The following is a 20,027-nucleotide window of genomic DNA, read 5'->3' as shown; positions in this document are numbered from 1 at the left end:
GAGAATAGACAATATATTGTCTTTAACAGGGTGAAGATAGGATGTAGAGACAAAATATTGTCTATTGATGAGGGCGGCAACCGCGGGCCGCCCACTTGGCGCGGACGAACTGGTGCCGGAAGAGATTGGCGGTCACGACGGGCTCTTCTCGGCGACCCATTCTCTTACCGTCGCGACAAAATCGTCGAAGTCCCCCAGGCGTTTCTACGCATGCGTCGCCCCTACGGGAGGATCCATTGGCCGCACGTCGCCACCGATCGTGGGGCGGCCAACGCTGGTGTCCGGCGCTGCTCCCCACCACTGCTCCCGCCACACCCCGGCATTTCTGGCAACGTTCCCGATCGCGGGAAGTCACTTCACAAAAGGTGCCGGATTCGCCACAAGATCTTCCATGGAGTCGACAAACGCGGGGATGATAGCCTGAAGACAGCATATCCATCGTCCTGCTCAGCGTTCGGCAGAGTGGATCGACGAACTGGCGACCAAGAGATGATCGGGCAGCTTGCAGGTGAGAGCTCCCCGGTCATTTTTTTTGGGGCTGCTGGCACTGGCTCGCTTTGAGAGGTGACTGCCATGACGCGTGTTCTTCACCGGTCCTTCACGTGGGGGGTCGCCCTGGCAATGCTGGTGCTTGCCGCAGCGGTACCGGCCCAGGCGGCTGCCGGCTACGTGCGCCTGTTCGCCATCCCGGGGCTGGTGCCCACGGCGGTGGCGGTGGATGGGACGGAAAACATCTATGTCGCTGAATCGTCCCGGAATCAGGTGCGAGTCTTCGACCGGGCCGGCCGGTTCCTCCGCACCCTGAAAGACCTGCCCAGGCCAGTCAGCGTCGCGACGGATACCGGTGGCCGGATCTACGTCGGCAATGACGGCGACGGCAGCGTCGTTGTCTTCAGCTCGACCCTGGAAAGGCTGTCGACGCTGGGTCGAGGCCCAGGAGAGCTCGGCCGGCCAGCGGACATCCGTGTCGACTCCCAGGGCCAGATCTATGTCGCCGACGCCCGTGCCGACCGGGTCAAGGTCTACGATGCCCAGGGCCGCGCCCTCTTCTCCTTCGGCGAGACCGGCAGCGGCGCCGGCCAGTTCCATTACCCGGTGGCCCTGGATATCGACGAAGAGGCCGGTCAGATCATGGTCAGCGATCTCCCCGTGGTCCGCTCCGCCCAGGGCCTGGGCTCCCATGAAGGAGCCAGGATCCAGATCTTCGACCTGGAAGGCGGCTTCGTATCCGGCTTCGGCCAGTTCGGCATGGACGACGGCAGCCTGATGAAGCCCCTGGGGCTTGCAACTGCCGGGGGGAGGGTCCTGGTTGCGGATGCCCTCGAAAACGTGGTCCAGATCTTCGACCGCGACGGCAGCCACCAGGAAACGGTGTTCGACAGCGGCCATCCCATGCGCACGACCCTGGATGTGAGTGTCGGCCCCGTGACCGGCCGGCTGTTCATCGTCTCCCAGCGGACCGGCAGCCTGGAGGTCTATGGCCCGCCGGCCACCCACACCATTGACGCCACTGCTGGTCCTGGCGGCAGCATTGAGCCGGCCGGTGCCATCCAGGTCTATCAGGGCGACAACCGGCACTTTGCGATCGTGCCCGATGCCGGCTTCGAGATCGCCGGAGTACGGGTGGACGGCACCGAGGTGGGGGCACTCTCCTCGTTCACCTTTCCCTGCGTGCTGAGCGACCATGCCATCGAGGCATCCTTCCGGGAGCGCGTCTTTACGGTCACCGCCACGGCCACCAGTGGCGGCGCCATCAGCCCGGCCGGTCCGGTCACGGCCTCTCTGGGCCAGGACCTGACCTTCAGCGTCGCAGCAGCCGCCGGCTACGAGATCCTGGATCTTCTGGTCGACGGCCATTCGGCCGGCCGGCTGGCGAGCTACACCTTCGCGGCCATCGACCGGGATCATACCATTGAGGCGGTGTTCGGGACGGTGAGCCCGCAAGCGCACACCTTGGCTGTGACCGTGGACGGCAACGGCCAGGTGGCGGGCGACCCTGGGGACATCCGCTGCCCGGGACAGTGCGAGGCGGAGCTGGCCCCAGGCACGCGGGTGGTCCTGGCAGCCACCCCGGACCATGGCTACCGGTTCGCCGGCTGGAACGGTGATTGCTCCGGCGTCGAGGCCGCCTGCGCTCTTCTCCTGGACAGCAACCGGACCGTAGTAGCCCGCTTCCTCCCCGAGGAGAGCCTGGAGGGCTTCGAGTCCGGCAACCTGGCAGGCTATCCCTGGCTCACCGGCGGTGCCGGCCACTGGCGTCTCCAGGGCGACACCACCCGTTCCGGTGCCTACGCGATCCAGGCCCCGGCCACCGGCGGCGACGCCTTCTCCTTCCTGGAGGTGGCCTTGGAGGTCACCGCGCCCGGTGCGATCACCTTCGCCTGCAAGCTGGAAGGGACGGGCCGGCTGCGGTTCCTCATCGATGGCCGCGAGCAGGACGCCTGGAGCGGCGTGCTGGATTGGACCGAGCAGCGCTTTGCCGTCACGGCAGGCCGCCGTGTCTTCCGCTGGGAATCCACCGGTGGCGCGGCCTGGCTGGACGACATCCTCTTCCCGGATCATGTCGAGGTGCGCTTCCCGGTGACCGATCTCAAGGTGAATACCCTGGACGGTCCCCTGGAGCTGGCGGCCAGCGATCCGTTCCTGATCTCCCTCGGTCTGGCAGCCGGAGACCGGGAGGGCGATCCCGGCGACTGGTTCATCCTCTTCGGCTCGCCCTGGGGCTGGTACAGCTACAACGGTTTCCGGGGGACCTGGCTCCGGGGCCTCAAGCTCTCCTGGCAAGGCCCCCTTCCCGATCTGAGTGGTCACCTGGACCTGCTGGACCTCACGGGATTGCCGGCGGGCACCTACACCTTCTACTTCCTGGTCGACACGATCATGAATCATCGCCTGGACGAGCCGTTCATCTACGACGTGGTACAGGTCCACGTTTCGCGATAGCCCTTCATGCACCGGACGGGGAGAGACACCATGCAGACACCGAGCGCGGCCCTCTTCATCATCGGCGCCGTCCTGCTGACGATGGCGCCAGCGGCAGCGGACCAGCTGGGACTGGACTACCCGCACTCGGCGCCAAGCGGCATCGGCTGCGACTCCTGCCACTACATCGTCAGCAACGACCCGCCGGCCTGGGTCACCCATGTGCCCCAGAATGCCGACGACACCGCCTACAACAACATGTGCTGGGGGTGTCACAACGATGTCCGTGCCCCCTACGTCTCGGCCCACTCCAGCCTGGCCACCTCGGACACCCATGGCACCTGGTCCATCGAATGCCGGGTCTGTCACTGGCCCCATCACCAGATGCAGGCGAGGACATACGGCAGTGCCGCCTACCTGGCCAGTGGCGTCTCCACCGCCCTGGACAGCGACTCCCTCACCATGGCCGGGGCCGGCTGGAGCGGCGACCAGCTCAACAGCCACGTCCTCGTCCCCAATCTGGCCAACCCCTCCTACAGCTACACGATCATCGATACCACGGCGGACACCCTGACAGTGGACGGCCCGATGGATCTCGCCAAGGCCGCGGCCGGCAACACCTTTGCGGTCTACTACGGCAAGCTCATCAAATCGACCGTTCCCACCCCCAACAGCGGCAGCAGAACCGTGCGGCTGTTCCGCAAGACCGGCGCCAACTCCTACGCTGACGGCGACGGCACCCGGGACGGCGTCTGCGAGGTCTGCCACACCCAAACCACCCATTTCCGGAACGACGGCACCGGAAGCACGCAGAATCATGAGAACCTCGGCGGCAAGGCCGGCACCAGCTGCATCGACTGCCATGCTCATACCAACGGCTTCGGTCACGGCGGCGGGGGCGGCGGCGGCAACGGCAGCGGCTGCAGCGGCCAGGCCGGCTGTCACCAGGACCAGAAGTCGCACCCCACGCACCTTGCGGGCATGCTTGCCGGTGTCGACTGCCTTACCTGTCATCAGGAAGACAATTTCCCGGCCTTCGCCGACGGCGAAACCCTGGCCAATACCACGGCCTGCAACCACTGCCACAGTCCCGGGGGCATGGTCGACGGGGTGAACGACCCCGCGGTCGGGGCCAAGAACAACTTCGACACCGGAGTCTATGACGGTAACGCGCTCAAAGCCGGCAAGGAGCTCTTCTGCATCAGCTGTCATGATGAAGACCCGGCAAACGACAAGCAGGACGGCAGCGGCACGGCGCCGGCCCCGAACAAGGCGGGCGACAACGCCTCCTACGGCTATTACGTGAACGGCCACGGCCTCGACTCGGCCCTGGGCTTCAACGCCACCCTGCACGGCCAAAACGGCCCGGATTATGCTTGCCTCGTCTGTCACGACCGGAGCGCCTCACCGCACATCAACCGTACTTACGGCGATACCAGGCTGAAGGCGGTGGCTGGCGACGGTCTCGACTCTACCTCGGCGATCTCCGAGGTCTGCCTCGATTGCCACAAGGTCGGCCAGTCCGCCAACGGCGCCTTGGGCTACGATGCCACGGCCGAGGCCACGGTCCACTCGGGCGGGATCACGGGCAATTACGACAGTGCTGCCCAGGCGGCCAACGCCTTCCCGGCCTACGGCAACAGCGCCGACTATGCGGCCGCCCCGGGCTACCAGTGCGAGGATTGCCACGAGGTGCACGGCACCACCAGGCTCGCCATGGTGCTGCCGGCCATCGACGGCCGGGTGGGCGGGGCAAGCAATCCGGTGGATATCGCCGGTCTGGAGGCCAGCGACACCGATCTGCGCGACCTGGATCCTTCAGCTGCGGCCAACGATGGCGTTTGCGATGCCTGCCATGGGGCAGCGGGCCAGGCCCATCCGGACACCAACCATCCCGGCAACCACAACCAGGGCAATACCGGCGCGAGCTGCATGCCGTGCCACTCCCACCAGGCGAGCTTCGCCCACGGCGGGGGCGCTGCCGGCGGGGCCAGCTGTGGCGATCTGGCCTGCCACGGCGGCTCCGGCTCCCATGCCGGCCACCTGACCGACGCCGGCCTGGCCTGCACGGACTGCCACGACCTGGCCGACATGCCGCACTTCAAGGACGGCGGCACCACCAAGGACAACACCACCGTCTGCGCAGACTGCCACCACGACGGCACCGTGGTCGCCACCGGCAACAAGGTCCTGATGCCGCCGCCGGACTGGTTCTCCGGCCAGACCCTGACCTGCGCCGGCTGCCACGACAGCGGCCCGAGCTACCCCTCGGCACAGCCCAAGGCCAACACGCACGCGGCCCACAGCGGCTTTTCTTGCGACACGTGCCACAGCGCCACCACAGCCGACGGCACGACGATCACCGGCAGCGCGCACCTCAATGACCAGTACAACCTCAAGCCCGGCACCGGGGTGAGCTTCATCTACCTCTTCGGCGGCAACGGCGGGCTGTGCGCCAGCATCTCCTGCCACGGCGGCACCGAGGCCACCTGGGGCGACTCCGCCTGTCTCGGCTGCCACCGCGTGGCCCAGAACGGCCGGGCCGCCATCGGGCCGCAATTCGACGCCAGCTCCCACCATGTGCAGGGCATCGCGGTTACCGGCGCCCATTGCTACCCGTGCCATTGGGAGGCGAACAGCGACGGCTCCATCAACCCCACATACCACGGCGGCTCCTTCAACAGCGGTGCGCCGGTGGATCTGGTGGTCTACGGCCCTGGCGAGCGGCCCACTTCGTACAACACCGGTACGGCCATCAGTTACCACGCCGACGGCTCGCGCGCCGAGATCGCCAGGCTCAACACCCATTGTCTCTCCTGCCACAGCGACCCGAACAACGACACCGAGCCGTTCGGGGACTGCAACACCCCGCGGCAATACGCCTGGGACCGCAGCTCCATCGCGGCCCGCTACTCCCAAACCGGCGTGACGACCTGGGGCAAGTATGCCCCCTACAAATCCTCCTATCCGCGCATCGCGGCCAAGGATCTCAGCAAGGCCTTCTCTGCCCACGGCAACGCGGTGGGCAACGAGGGCGGCTGGAGCAGTGTTGACAACGACGCCGATGGCCGGATGGACGGACTGGACGCCGAGATCGCCAACACCCGGGCCGGCAGCCTGAACGTGCTCTGCTTCGACTGTCACAACGCCCATGGCTCGGCCGCCTCGGGCACGACGTCGAGCTACGTCAGCTTCAACGGCACCCCAAGCGGCGCCCTGCTCAAGAGCACCACGGCGGGCAGGGGCGGCTACGCCGTCACCTACACCCCACAGGCCAACAGCGACGGCAGCGACCACAACCCGTACGCCACCGGCGCCGACCTCTGCTTCGACTGCCATCTTTCCCCCACCGCCCTCGCCACCCCCTGGGGCTTCAGCCAGACCTTCGGCGCTGCCGCGGCCATCAAGGGATACAAAGACGGCGATCGCTTCGGCACCAGCCTTTCCGGCACCAAGGAGCGCTTTCCCTACCGGGCCGGCCGGGACAACATGGGGGGCCACCTGATGGCCTCCGCCTCCCTCAATGGCCTGGACGGCACGCCAGGCTCCGGCGACGAGGCGGTCTACCCGATCAACGGCCTGTGCACCCCCTGTCACGATCCGCACGGTGTCAGCCCCTCCCTCGGCAGCAAGCAGTCCTACGGCGTGCCGCTGCTCAAGGGCACCTGGATGACCTCGCCCTACCAGGAGGATTCGCCGAACGAGAACACGGCGAACGTCGGCGCCACCAGGGGCGAGCGCCAGACGGAGCACGACGATCCGCAACGGCGCCACTGGAACACCGATCGGGTCACCTTCAACGCCAATCCGACCTGTCAGACCGGTGATGCCTACACCGGCATTACCGAGGACGATGCGACCTTTGCCGGCCTTTGCCTGCGCTGCCACCCCAAGACCCGGCTCACCAACGGGACGGACAAGGATACCGGCTGGAAGACGGTGGACCGCATCCATGAAACGGTCAAGGACTGGGGCAACAACGCCGAGCACAACTTCCCCTGCTCCAAGTGCCACGTCCCGCACAACGCCGGGCTGCCACGCCTCATGCAGACCAACTGCCTCAACAAGAGCCACCGCGGGGGTGTCGTCGCCGGCGGTCACGCCATCGAGGCGAACAAGGCAGACGGCGGCTACTACGGATTCTTTCCTGGTATTTTCTATGGGCTCAAGGTGGTGGACGAGCGTAATCCGCTGGCCTGCCACGAGACGGCTTCTGCCTTCGGTGGCGGCGGGCCGGGCGGCGGTCAGTGGCCGGACAATGAGCTGTGGAATTCCGTGACGCCGTGGTAGGGGCCTGCAGCGGATGCCATACAGAGAGAGGTCATGAAGATGATTGACAGACACGCGTCCCGGTATCAGCCACTTGAAGTGGTGCGCAGTTCTGGGAAGTTCGGCGCAAGGATAACGAGCGGTATCCCGGACGCTGCTTCGCTGTTCCGCCGCGTTGCGGCTTCGACCTTGTTGATCTTCTTCTTGCCTGTCTTCTTCCATCCCGCCCTTGCCGCCACACTCAATGTGCCGGGCTCCTACGCCAACATTCAGGATGCCATCAATGCGGCAGGGAGCGGGGACACGGTCCTCGTGGCCAGCGCCACCTACAGCGAGAACATCAATTTTTCCGGCAAGAGCATCACGGTGCGGTCGGCCGGCGGTGCCGGTGCCACCACCCTTCGCGGCGCGGCTGGCAGCGGCAACGCCGTTGTCTCGTTTGTGAGCGGCGAGGCCGCCAGCGCGGTGCTCGACGGCTTTACCATCGACAATCAGGGCATCGGTGCCAAATACCGGGGGATCAGGATCACTGCCGGTGCCACCCCCACCATCCAGAACTGCGTCATTGCCGGCAACGTGCTGGCAACAGCTACCATCAGTGAAGACAACTACGGGGCAGGCATCTATATCAACGGCGGCGGGGCCACGATCAGCAACACGACCATCGGCCAGTCCGGCCTGGCCAACCAGGCCAATAAAGGCTCGGGCCTTTACGCCACCGCCGGCTTGGATCTCACCCTGACCAACTGCACCGTTTCGTACAACTCGGGCCGGGATTATGCGGGCATCTCCCTGAACGCCATGGTCGGGACCACGACCCTGACCAATACGAATGTGGTCTATAACACCGCCAACGGCTACACCACCGGCGGTATCTGCTCCAACCAGAGCTCCCTGACCATTACCGGCGGCTCCGTGTCCAACAACTCGGGCAAGGAAGGGGCTGGCTTGCGGCTGCAGAATGTCCCGACAATAACCACAATCGACAACGTCGCCATCAATTCGAATAATGCCGGGGGATATATTGCCGGTGGTATTTATTCCATCGATTCACCGATGGCGATCGGCAACAACAGCTCGGTTTCCAACAACACTTCCCGCGACGGGGCCGGTATCTATCTGACCGGCAGCTATGCCGGCTTTCCGGCCGACACCAAGACCCTTATCGACAGCACCACCATCAACGGCAACAATGCCAACGGTTACAATGGCGGCGGCATCCTCTCCAACGGCTCGCCACTCGCGATCACCAACAGTGCCATCACCAGCAACAGCGGCAAACAGGGCTCGGGCTTGCGCCTGATCAACCTGCCCTTGGTCACGGTGATCACCAACACCCAGGTCGACGACAACATCGGCACCGCCATCAATGGCGGTGCCATCTATGCGGAGTCCTCGCCCCTGACCATCACCGGCGGCTCCATCTCCCGCAACACCGGCAGCCGCGAAGGCGCTGGTCTCTACCTGGCCGGCAGCTATTCCGGTTTCGCCGCGGGCACCAGGACCGTGATCGATGGCACCACCATCGCCGGCAACAGCTCCGGCGCCTATGCCGGCGGCGGCATCTACGCCAACACCTGCCCGCTTGCGGTCATGAACAGCGCCCTGACCGGCAACAGCGCCAGCATCGGCGCGGCCATGTACCTGACCGGCGTGACCGAGATCACCGTGCTGGACAACGTGACCGTCACCGGCAACGCCAGCTCCGCGGCCATCGCCGGCGGCACCATTGTCGCAAGCGAGTCGCCGCTCGCCATCAGCAACAGCAACATCTCGGACAACACCGCCGCCCGCAACGGCGCCGGCCTCTACATCACCGGCAGCTATGCGGCTTATCCGCCCGGCACCAGGACCACGGTCTCAGGCTCAACCGTCCGCAACAATATCACCGCGGGCAACTATTCCGGCGGCGGCATCTATACCGCATCGCCAACCGAGATCGTCAGAACATACGTCCAGGGCAACAGGGCAGGCGACGGCGGCGGCATCTATGCCGGCTCGACGCTTGACATCACCAACTGCGTCATCACCGGCAACACCGCCGACCGGGCCTTCACCAATGATGGCGGCGGGGTAAGAGCGGCCGGCGCCACCACCATCCTCAACAGCACCATCAGCGGCAATTATGCCTGGGACGACGGCGGCGGGCTTTACGGCGATGCCACGGTGACCAACAGCATCGTCTACGGCAACGATGCTGGCGATGCGACCCTGAAGCAGTATGGCGGCGTGCCCACCTTCTCCTGGTCCGATGTTGGGCAGACTGGCTTCCCCAGCGGCACCAGCATGAACAGTGATCCGATGTTCGTGGATTTTCAGACGGCGGCAAGCGGCCTGCCGACCACGGCGGGCAATTTCCGGATTTGTGGCGGCGCCGGCACCCCCGATCCGGCCTGCAGCAATGCCTCGCCATGCATCGATGGCGGCACCGGGGCCGGCGCTCCGGCCGACGATATCGAGGGCGATACCCGCAACGGCAATCCCGACATCGGCGCCGATGAGTATGCCATCAACGCCACCACCGTGGGCGTGGCCACGGCCGTGGCCGCCAGCATCACTTCGGTCGCCGTCACCATGCCGTATAGCAAAGACGACAACCATGACAACACCTACACCGTGGACTACAAGCTCGCCGCGGCCGGCAGCTGGACGAACTGGGTAACAGCCGCCGCCCACGTGGCCAGTCCCTATGCCACCACGATCACCGGTCTCACGCCTGAGGCGAGCTATGACTTCCGCATGACCTACAATGATGGGAATGGGGTCAGCGGCACCAATCCGCAAACCGTGACGGTCACCATGCCCAAAAACCCGACTACGACCGGCACGGCGACGGCGACGCCAGCGAACGGGGTGGCCCTCCATATCAGCATGCCCTATACGGACGACGTCAACGCCGACAGCACCTGTTCGGTCGAGTACAAGCCTTCCGCCTCGGGCACCTGGCTCGCCTGGGGCATCAATCCCAAGGGTCATTCTCCGAGCCCGTTCACGGACACCATTACCGGCCTGGCTCGCGGCGGCACCTATGATGCGCGCCTGACCTACCACGATGCGGACGGCGTGGCCGGCAGCAACCCGCAGATCGTCTCCGCCATCACCTTGCCCGGCAACACGGCGCCGGACCAGCCAGTGAACAGCTCGCCGGCCGACGCCGCGGCGGGCGTGAGCCGCACCCCGACGCTCGTTGCCTCGGTTTTTTCGGATCCCGAGGGCGACACCCACGAGGCCAGCCAGTGGCAGCTCGCCGGTGACGCCGGGTTTGCATCGATCGTCTATGACACCGGGCCATGCACCGATCTGGTGCGCCACGCGGTTGCCACCACCCTGGCGAACAACGCAGCCTATCACTGGCGCGTGCGGTATCGGGACAGCGGCGGGCTGTGGTCCGCCTACTCGGCCGGAACCGCCTTGACCACCGGCACACCCCTTCCGGCGAGCACTGTCGCCCACTGGAGATTCGACGAGAACAGCGGCACCACGGCCAACGACAGCGCCGGCACCAGTCACGGCACAGTGAGTGGCGCCGCCTGGATCACCGGCAACAGCGGCACCGCCTTGAGCTTCAACGGCAGCAGCGACGATGTTTCCACGCCGCTCAACATTGAGCAGGCCGGTGGCCAGTCCTACACCTTCGAAGCCTGGGTCAAGCCGGCCAGCACCAGTGCGGCCAGACATTTTGTCGTCAGCACGGATAACGGCTGGTACGACTGGACACTGTTGCGGGAAGGGGCAAGCTGGGCCGTGTTCAACGGCAGCGGCAGCATCGTCTCTTCTGCTTTGAGCGTCGATGTCGATACCTGGCAGCATCTGGTGGCGGTATTCGATGACACCGCCGGCCGGGTGATCCTCTACAAGAACGGCGCGGCCGCGCTGGTCAGCGCCATCAGTTATGACTCCTCGGACAGCGACATCCATATCGGCAGCAATCAGGGCACGTCCGACTTTTTTGACGGCGTGATCGATGAGGTGGTGATTTACCATGCCGCCCTCTCCAGCGCCGAGGTCATGGCGCGTTATCTTGTCACCCGCAACACCCACGCGCCGGGCCAGCCAGCAAACCAGGCACCGGCTCAGGGCGCCACCGGGGTCGCGGTCACCCCGACGCTGACTGGCTCGGCCTTTGCCGACTTCGATCCCGGCGATGCCCATACGGCCTCCCGCTGGCGGCTCCGGCAGGGCGCGGGCACCTATGGCGACCCGGTGACGTCGTTGGACAGCGGTCCGGTCACCTCCAGCCTCACCAGCTACACCGTGCCGGTGGCCAACGGCCTGGCCCTCGATACCGGATATTTCTGGAGCGTGCAGTACAAGGACAGCTCCGGCCTCTGGTCCCCCTGGTCCGCCGAAACCGGATTCACGACCGGGGGCAGCAACGCGGCGCCCGATACCCCAACGACCCAGGCCCCGGCCGGCGGCGCCACGGTCAACGCTCCCAGACCGACTCTGACCTCTTCCGCCTTTTCCGACCCGGACGGAGCCGGTGACAGCCACGCCGCTTCCCAATGGCGGGTCGCCACCGCCAGCGGCAATTACACCGGGGCGACCCTGACCCACGACAGCGCGCTCCAGACCGCAAGCCTCACCAGCTATGCCCTGCCAGCGGATCTTGCGGCCGGGACCACCTGTTACTGGCAGGTGCGGCACCGGGATCAGGCCGGGGCCTGGTCCGCCTGGTCTGCGGAAGCCACCTTCGATACCGCCGCCAACTTTCCGCCCGACACCCCGACCAATGGCAGCCCGGCGGCCGGGGCGACGGTCAACGACCGCACCCCGACTCTGACCGGCTCGGCGTACCGCGATGTGGATGGCGACGTGCAGCGGGCAGCGCAATGGCAGATCGGAGAGGACAGCGGCTTTGCGACCATGGCGTACGACAGCGGCACTGTTGCGGCGGCCACCAGCCACGATATCGCCTCGGTGCTCGCCAACGACACCACCTATTCCTGGCGGCTGCGCTACCAGGACAGCCAGGGCAACTGGTCGGGCTGGTCGGCCGGGACCTCGTTCGCCACCGGCCTTTCCCAGCCGGACGGTGTTGTGGCCTACTGGAAGCTGGATGACGGCAGCGGCACCACGGCCGCAGACAGCAGCGTTGTCGGCATTTATGATGGCGAGATCAGCGGCGCCACCTGGACTGTCAACGGCAAATTCCATTCGGCTCTCACGTTTGATGGTGTCGCCGATTCCGTGAGCACCCCCTTGAACATCGATCAGGGCGGCACACAATCCTATACCTTTGAGGCCTGGGTAAGGCCGGCCGGGACGAGCGCCGGCCGGCATGAGGTGGTTACGTCGGACAACGGCTGGTTTGACTGGTCCCTGCTGCGGGAGGGAGACTGTTGGGCCGTTTTTGACGGCTCCGGCAGTGTCATCTTCCCCGACATGAGCGTCGATGTCGGGGTGTGGCAGCATCTGGCGGCGGTCTTCGATCACAGCGCCGGCCAAGTCACCCTGTACAAGAATGGCCGAGCCACAGCCTATGCCAACCTCACCTTCGACAGCTCGGACAGCAATGTCTTCATTGGGAGCCGGCTGGGCACCAGCGAGTACTTCGACGGCGTGATCGATGAGGTGGTGATCTACAATCGGGCCCTGTCCGCCGCGGAGATCAGGGCCCGGTACGATTATTCCGCTCCGGGAAAGCCGAGCAATGGGACGCCGGCCAACGGCGCCACCGGCGTCAGCCGCGCGCCGGCGCTGGCGGCAAGCGATTTCGTCGACGCCGACGAGGGTGACTTTCATGCCGCCTCACGCTGGCAAATCAGGCCGGCGAACGATCAGTACGGCGGGGCCGGCAGTTATGACAGCGGCGCCAGCTTCGCTGATCTCACCCGGACCAGTCCGGCCACCGCCCCGCAGTACCAGCGGCCAATCACCCTGGCCCCGGCGACGCCGGTCGATGGCTTCCAGGTGAAGATCACCTTGACGGCGGCCAATACCGACAATTACGCCAACATGAAAGCCGACGGCTCGGATCTGCGCTTCTATGACGCCGCCGGCGCCAAGCTGCCTTACTGGCTCGAGACCTGGAACACCGGCGGCAGCTCCACGGTCTGGGTCAAGGTCAAGACAGCGGGCACGAGCACGGTCTACCTGCTGTACGGCGATGCCCTGGCGGTCGCGGAAAGCGATGCCGACCAGGTCTTCGAGCTCTATGACAATTTCGACAGCGCCACTCTGAAATCCGGCTGGTCCTTTTTCAATCCAGGCGGCGACGATGCCTACACCCTCACCGAGCGGCCAGGGTGGCTGCGGATCAAGGTGGTGGGCGACAGCGACACCTGGAATACGGTCAACGATGCCCCGTTCCTCCATTGGGATGCATGGACCACGGCCCAGGACTTTGTCCTCACGACCAGGCAGGATGGGGCCAATGTCAGCGGCAACCGCTACTCCGGGCTGGCCTATATCAGAAGCCTTGCCACCGGCAGTACCAACAAGGGCTATTTCGGCTCGAAGTCGAGCACCTCGTCGGTGATGTTCAGCGCCGATGGCTACCAGGGCTCCACCTGCGCCACGGGCGCGGCGGTCCATCATCTGCGCTTCCGCAAGACCGGCTCGACCCTCGAATACGATTGGAGCACGGATGGGGAGAGCTGGAACAACTGCGGCATCTATACCCTGCCCTCCGTGCCCCGCGACTGGGGGCTGATGGCCAAATCATGGAGCGGCGGCGGCAGTTTCAATACCGACTACGACTATTTCCACGTCCGAAAATACGCGGCTTCCGAGCCGGCAGCCACGGTCGGCGCCCAGGCGGCCAACGGTCTCGTCTCCCCGTATGCCTTCGCCTTCGGCACCACCTATTTCTGGCGCCTCCAATATGAGGACAGCTTCGGTGCCTGGTCGTCATTCTCCGACGAAACCAGCTTCACCACGGTCAACGACACGATCCCCAGCGCGCCCTCGGGCCTCGCCGCCACGGCCAGCGGCGCCTGCGCCATCGATCTCGCCTGGACCGACAATGCCAACGGCGCCACCGGCAACGAGACCGGATTTGCGATCGAGCGGAAGGCCGGGGCCGGCGGGTCCTGGCTCGCGGTCGCCACCGTGGCGCCCAACACCACCACGTACAGCGACAGCACGGGCCTGGCCATCGACACCACCTGCTTCTACCGGGTGCGGGCCACCAACTCCGGCGGCCATTCGGGCTTCTCCAACGAGGCTTCAGCCGCCACCACCTCGGTGACCTGCTACCAGGACAGTGATGGCGATACCTACGGCAATCCGGCTGTGATCGAGGCGGCCTGCCAGGCGCCGGCTGGCTATGTGACCGACAGCGCGGACTGCGACGACACCAAGGCAGCTATCCATCCCGCCACGGTCTGGTATCAGGATGTGGATGGGGACGGCTATGCCAGCGGCACGAACCAAGTCCAATGCGCGGCCCCGGGCCCGACCTGGCACCTGGCTGGTGACCTCACCGCGTCCGGTGGGGACTGCAACGATGACGACCCGGCGGTCCACCCTGGGCTGGTCTGGTTCAAGGATGCGGACGCGGACGGCTATTCCGACGGCACCGCCCTGGCGCAGTGTGTCGATCCCGGGGCCAGCTACTACCCGGCCGGCGGACTTGCCGCCACCAGTGGAGACTGCAACGATGCGGTGGCCGCGATCCGGCCAGGGGCGGTCGAGGAATGCGACGGCGCGGACAACGATTGCGATGGCAGCGTGGATGAGGGGTTTGCCCAGGATCACACCTTCTACCGCGATGCCGACGGTGACACCTACGGCGATGGCTACCACAGCATCGCCACCTGCCAGACCGCGGCTCCCAGCGGCTACGTGGCCAACAGCAGCGACTGTGACGATGGCCACAGGGCGATCCACCCTGCTGCCACGGAGTACTGCAACGGTCGCGACGACAACTGCAATGGCCAGATCGATGAGGCCTGCACTCCCTGCGCCGGCACCCTGGCCGCGCCCAGCGGGCTTACGGCGACAGCGGTCAATTCCCGGATCATCCGGCTGGAGTGGGCGGACAACTCGGACTGCGAGGAGGGCTTCGTTCTGGAGGCCCAGAGCTGGAACGGCCTGTGGACCGTGCGCCAGACCCTGGGGCCGGCGGTGAGCACCTTTACCGACACCGTGGGCATCGAGCCGCAGAAGCAGTACCGCTACCGGGTGAAGGCCGCCCGCGGCTCGACCGAATCGACCTACTCCAACGAGGCGCTGGTCACGACACCTCCCTATGCAGCGGGCGATCGGGCCTGCGAGTGACCAGACGCTCGGCCCCTGGGCCGGGATCACTCGGGCTGGGTATCGTAGCCCACCGTGATGGAGCGGAGAGTGGGGCTGAGCGCCGGGTCTGAAGTCTCCAGGCTGGCCTCCACCTCCAGGAAGCGGCAGGCGGCCAGGCCGCTCAGGGCGCTGGGCGAGGCGGTGAAGAAGGTCTGACCGGTGCCATCGGGTCCCTGGAAGGCTGCGGCGGCCAGCTCCGCCTCGCTGTTGCCGGTGCGAACCTGGAGCTGCACCCCGGTGCCCGCGGGAACCTGGGCATCCCAGGCCAGCGTATGCCACTGGGCTGTCTGCCCGGCCCCGGCGTCGGCGATCAGGCCGGTGATGGTCCCGGTGGCGGTCGGATAGGTGGCGCCGAACGTCCAGGTGCCACTGGCGCCGCCGTTCAGGACCAGCCGCCTGTGCTCCGCATCGTAGGCCATGGAGCCGGCAGCGAAGGTGGGGGCATTGGCCGGGCTCAGCTGCTGCCAGATGGCCGTGGCCGAGTCGAAGGCCCAGGTCTGGTACTGGGCCTGGTCGTCCAGGGTGCCGCCGTAGAGGATCCCTCGGCTCTGCCGACTGTCATAGGCCAGGGGAATCTGATACATGCGGTTGGGGGTGGCGAGGCCGAGATCGCTCCACAGCCAGTCGGCTGAGCTGAAGGCATAGGTCCTGGTGGAGGCCGCTCCGTAGCTGTAGCCGTGGCCAGCGGGGATGACCAGCCGGTTGGCGGCTTCATCGTAGAAGGCGTTCGTCTGGCTCACCTTGGAGTTGCGGAAGCCCTTGCCCGCCGGGGGATCCGTGTTGTGGAAGAGCACCGGGGTCCAGGTGTTCCATACCGGATCATAGGTCCAGGTCTCCTCGTAGTTGATGACCCCGCCGACATAGTTGACGCCCGGGGTGTTGACCCCGCCCACCAGGACCACCTGGCGGATGCTGGTATCGTAAACCAGGGCGTACTTGAAGCGCCGCTGGCCCAGGGGATTGATATTGGCCGCCCCCCGGTTGGTCCACAGGCCGGCGTGGTACTCCCAGGTCGCCCCCGTGTAGTCCAGGAGGACCACCCGGTCCCGGCGCGGGTCGTAGGTCATGTTGGCGCTGCCGGCCCAGCCCCAGTTGGCGTAGTTGGTGGGGGGGGCGGCGGCGGTGGTGATCCGCGTCCACTGGCCGAGCGCCGGGTCGAGCTCGGAGGTCTGGCCGTCGTAGTAGACCAGCTTCTGGCAGCGGCTGTCGTACACCAGCGGGCCGCTGCTGCTGCCGGGCGGCTGGCCGGTGACGCTCAGCTGGCGCCAGTTCTCCGGGCCGGGCGCCAGGGTGACAAAGGCCGGCTCCGCGGCGCCCAGGACGCTCAGGCCGGCCAGAGCCCCGGCGTTGAAATCGGCATCAGTGGTCCAGATCGTCGAGCGGAGGATGGTCAGCTCCTGGTCGGCGGTGGGCTCGCCCACCGCCAGATCCGCGCCGTTGGACGCCAGGAAGCGGTACCGGATCGAGCCGTCGCCAACGCTGGTCAGCCGCACCTGGCGCCGGTACAGCTTGCCGGCAACCGCACCGGCACCGGCCACCTCTTCGTCCATCTCCAGGGTCTCACCGGCATCCACCAGCCCGTTGTCGTTCTGATCCACCCACACCTCCATAGAGCCGGCGCTGGGCGGCCACTGGTTGCCGGCATCGGTGTAGCGGATCCGGAAGTCGAAGGCCTCCCCCGCCAGGCCGACGGCCGGTTTCACCCCGGCGGTGCGCCCTTCCTCGACCACCCAGTCCAGGACAGGCGGCGTGGTCGCCGCCTGCACCTGAACCAGGTGCTCGGCGGTCGGCTCGCCGGAGGCCGGCGCGCCGAAGAGATCCTGAGCCACAAACCGGTAGGCCAGGTCGCCGGCCGCCTCCAGGGTCACGGTCCTGGCAAAGTGCCGGCCAGTGTCGTAATAGAAGGCCTCCTTCTCCTCCATGGCATATTCGATACCGTTGATCACCACCCGGACGCCGTTGGCATCCGGCGGGTTGTTGTCCGGATCCGTGTAGCTGACCCGGAAGCTGAACGTCCGGCCGGCGCCGCCGGCGTCGGGATTGACCCCGTCCGCCTCGAAATGGGTCTCATTGGTCCACGACAGCACCGGCGGCCGGTTGATGAGCTCCAGGGTCCTGACCTCCGTGGGGGCGCCTTCTGCCGCCAGGCCGCTGGGGGCAGAGCCGGTGGAGACGGTGTCCGGTCCGTCGCCGGCCACGATCTTGTAGGGGATGGTGTTGCTGAACGTGTTCCTGATCGGCAGCACCTTCCGGTAGATCCGGCCTTCGCCAGCAGCCGGTCCCACATAGTCCATGGAATAAGCGGTTTCGAATCCGCCGTCGTTGTCGGTGTCGAGCAGCACCCGGATGTAGCTGGGCGCGTTGTCGAAGCCAGCGCCGTTCATATCCAGCAGGTGGTCGAGGTACTTGACCCGGAATTCGAAGCTGCTGCCCGAGACGGCGCTGGTGGGATAGACGCTGGCCGCGGTGTAGTTGGCCTCCCCGGTCCAGGCCAGGAGCGGTGCCTGGTTGGGCACGTTGTACGGCGTCCATTCGAAGGTGCGGTACAGGGTCTGACCGTGGCAGGTGGCGCTGCAGCCCACCCGGTTGGTGCTCAGGGGCAGCCACTGGAAGCCGTCCGCCAGACCCAGGGGCAGGCTGCGCGGCACCGGCGGATTGTAGGCGTTGGGATCCCGGGTGGACAGGGCCCGGTTGTAGTAGAAGAATTCGAGACCTGGCGCCGTGCCGGTGAGCGAGCCGTCGGACAGCATGGCGTAGGCCTTGCTGCCGTGCACGTTGTGGCACTGGGTGCAGCTGACGCCGCTGTTGACCGTGGACCGCCAGTCCGATCGCCAGCCCTGCCACCCGATGGACGCCAGGTGATAATAGTGCCCGACCTTGAGGCTGGCGTTGCCGGTGCTGCGCTGGGCCATGTTGGAGCGCTCGTCCACCGGGTCCAGGAACGGGGTCGAGTCGTGGCACTGGAAACAGAGGAGGTAGTCATCGAAGGTGTTCTCGCCCCAGGGCGTCTTCGGCACCTCCATGGGCTCCTTGCCATCGATCATCTTCAGCCGGTAGCCCTGCCGGTAGCCGGTGGGGGTGACCGCCTGGGTGCCGTAGGTCCGAGCCACGCCATCGATATGCCGGCTGGCCAGGTCATGGCAGCTGCCGCACTCCACGGCCCGGCTCGAGCCGTTGACCATGAGCGGCGGGAACTGGCCGCCCTTGCTGGGATAGGCCTGTGCCGCCGGCAGGCCATGGCCGGTCTTGTAGAACCCCCAGCCCGTGCCATAGGTGTAAGCGCCGTCCTCGTCGCCGATAACGTGGGGCGCGCTGACCCCCTGGATCACCGATGGCTCCTCATCGTGACAGGTGGCGCACCATTTCTCCTTGCCCGGCTTGAGGGACACCCCATCGGCGGCATAGATGCCGGCATCCCAGTTGGCCTTGGCGCCGACTTCCGGATCGCCGACGCCGTCGTAGGTGCCGCCCGGCGAATGGCACGGGTCACAGACCGTGGTGACCGCCAGGCTGGCGGCGCCGTCCTTGAAGCTGGGAAAGGCGCTGGTGTTGTGGCAGTCGCCGCAGGCGAGGGCCGGTCCCTTGGCATCGTCGGCATCGCTTTCCGTATGGGTGGAGTGGCTGAAGAAGCTGCCCTTGCCGCCGGAGCCGGGTCCGCCGAAGCCGCCGTCATGGCCATGGCAGGATTCGCAGCCGCCGCCGCCCGCACCGCCGCCGTGGGCAAAGCCGTTGGCATGGGCGTGGCAGGCCACGCAATTCCGGCCCGCCTGGCCGCCACCGACATTGCTGTGCAGCTGGTCCGGCGCGCTGCCGTCGTTCCGGAAGTGGGTCGTTCGGGTGTGGCAGACCTCGCAGACCCCGTCGGAGGACGCATCGCCGTCGGCGTAGGAGTTGGGTCCGGTGGTGTTGAAGAACCGCACCGTCTGCCGGCCGCTGTTGGGGGTCCGGATCTGGTCCTTGATCAGCTTGCCGTAGAAGATGGCGAACGGGTCGCCCACCGCGGTATAGGCCAGATCGATGGCCGGGCTCACCAGCAAGGTGTCGCTCGTGGTGTCGAGGATGCGGGCGTTGTAGGTGGGATGGGCGGTGTTGGGGACCAGGATGAAGTCGTTGAACTGGTCCTCGGCCCAGCCAGCGTCCGCCACGGTCAGGGTGCCGGTGCCGTACGGGTGCGCCTCGTCCGGCGGGCTGGCGGAGAGGCCCGTGGAAACGCCGGTGGCCACGGTGGCGCCGTACACCTGGTACTGGCGCTGGTGGTGCGGCCAGTGGCAGGTGCGGCATTCGACGGCCCAGTCGCCGTACCGGCTGCTGGTGTTGGCGCTGGAGTGGGTCTGCACCGTGAGGTTGGGCTGGATGACCTCGTTGTGGCAGCTCAGGCACAGGGTGTCGTAGGGGGTGGCGCTGCTCACCCAGGCCGGCGGCGCCTCCTGCACCATGTAGTGGCAGCTCTCGCAGGCGGTACTGGTGCTCCAGTTGTGGGGATAGTGGTAATCGAACCGGTCGGCCACCACCGAACCGGCCAAGAGGAGCACGCCCAGCATACCCACCAGAATCGCCTTCGCGCCTGCCATAACCGTCTCCTGTCCCAGCGT

At 66.4% G+C, this 20,027-nt stretch carries 4 protein-coding genes; 3 read left to right on the top strand and 1 reads right to left on the bottom strand.

Annotation, left to right across the window (positions count from 1 at the left end; genetic code table 11):
- Nucleotides 1–573: 573 nt before the first annotated feature.
- The 3 genes from AB1634_07210 to AB1634_07200 all read left to right on the top strand — a co-directional run bounded on the left by AB1634_07210 (nt 574) and on the right by AB1634_07200 (nt 15,414).
- Nucleotides 574–2,943: a hypothetical protein gene (locus AB1634_07210; protein MEW6219314.1), complete on the top strand. Its 2,370-nt coding sequence runs from the start codon at nt 574–576 to the stop codon at nt 2,941–2,943.
- A 30-nt stretch (nt 2,944–2,973) separates the two neighbouring features.
- Nucleotides 2,974–7,212 (top strand): hypothetical protein, encoded by a 4,239-nt coding sequence (locus AB1634_07205; GenBank protein ID MEW6219313.1) that lies wholly within the window; start codon nt 2,974–2,976, stop codon nt 7,210–7,212.
- Between the two features lie 183 nt (nt 7,213–7,395).
- A complete protein-coding gene (locus AB1634_07200; GenBank protein ID MEW6219312.1) occupies nt 7,396–15,414 on the top strand; it encodes a DUF2341 domain-containing protein in 8,019 nt (2,672 codons plus the stop codon).
- 26 nt (nt 15,415–15,440) lie between these two features.
- Here the strand turns inward: AB1634_07200 and AB1634_07195 are convergent, their stop codons facing one another.
- Entirely contained in the window at nt 15,441–20,006 is a 4,566-nt protein-coding gene (locus AB1634_07195) for a cytochrome c3 family protein (GenBank protein ID MEW6219311.1), read from the bottom strand.
- Between the last annotated feature and the right edge of the window lie 21 nt (nt 20,007–20,027).

The organism is Thermodesulfobacteriota bacterium (assembly GCA_040755095.1).
Taxonomy (GTDB): Bacteria; Desulfobacterota; Desulfobulbia; order Desulfobulbales; family JBFMBH01; genus JBFMBH01.
Note: the sequence above shows the minus strand (reverse complement) of the source record. Positions and strands in the feature narration are given on the sequence as shown.

Coding starts and splice junctions, on each gene's coding strand:
- AB1634_07210 (MEW6219314.1), top strand. CDS start 574: ATGACGCGTGTTCTTCACCGGTCCTTCACGTGGGGGGTCGCCCTGGCA.
- AB1634_07205 (MEW6219313.1), top strand. CDS start 2,974: ATGCAGACACCGAGCGCGGCCCTCTTCATCATCGGCGCCGTCCTGCTG.
- AB1634_07195 (MEW6219311.1), bottom strand. CDS start 20,006: ATGGCAGGCGCGAAGGCGATTCTGGTGGGTATGCTGGGCGTGCTCCTC.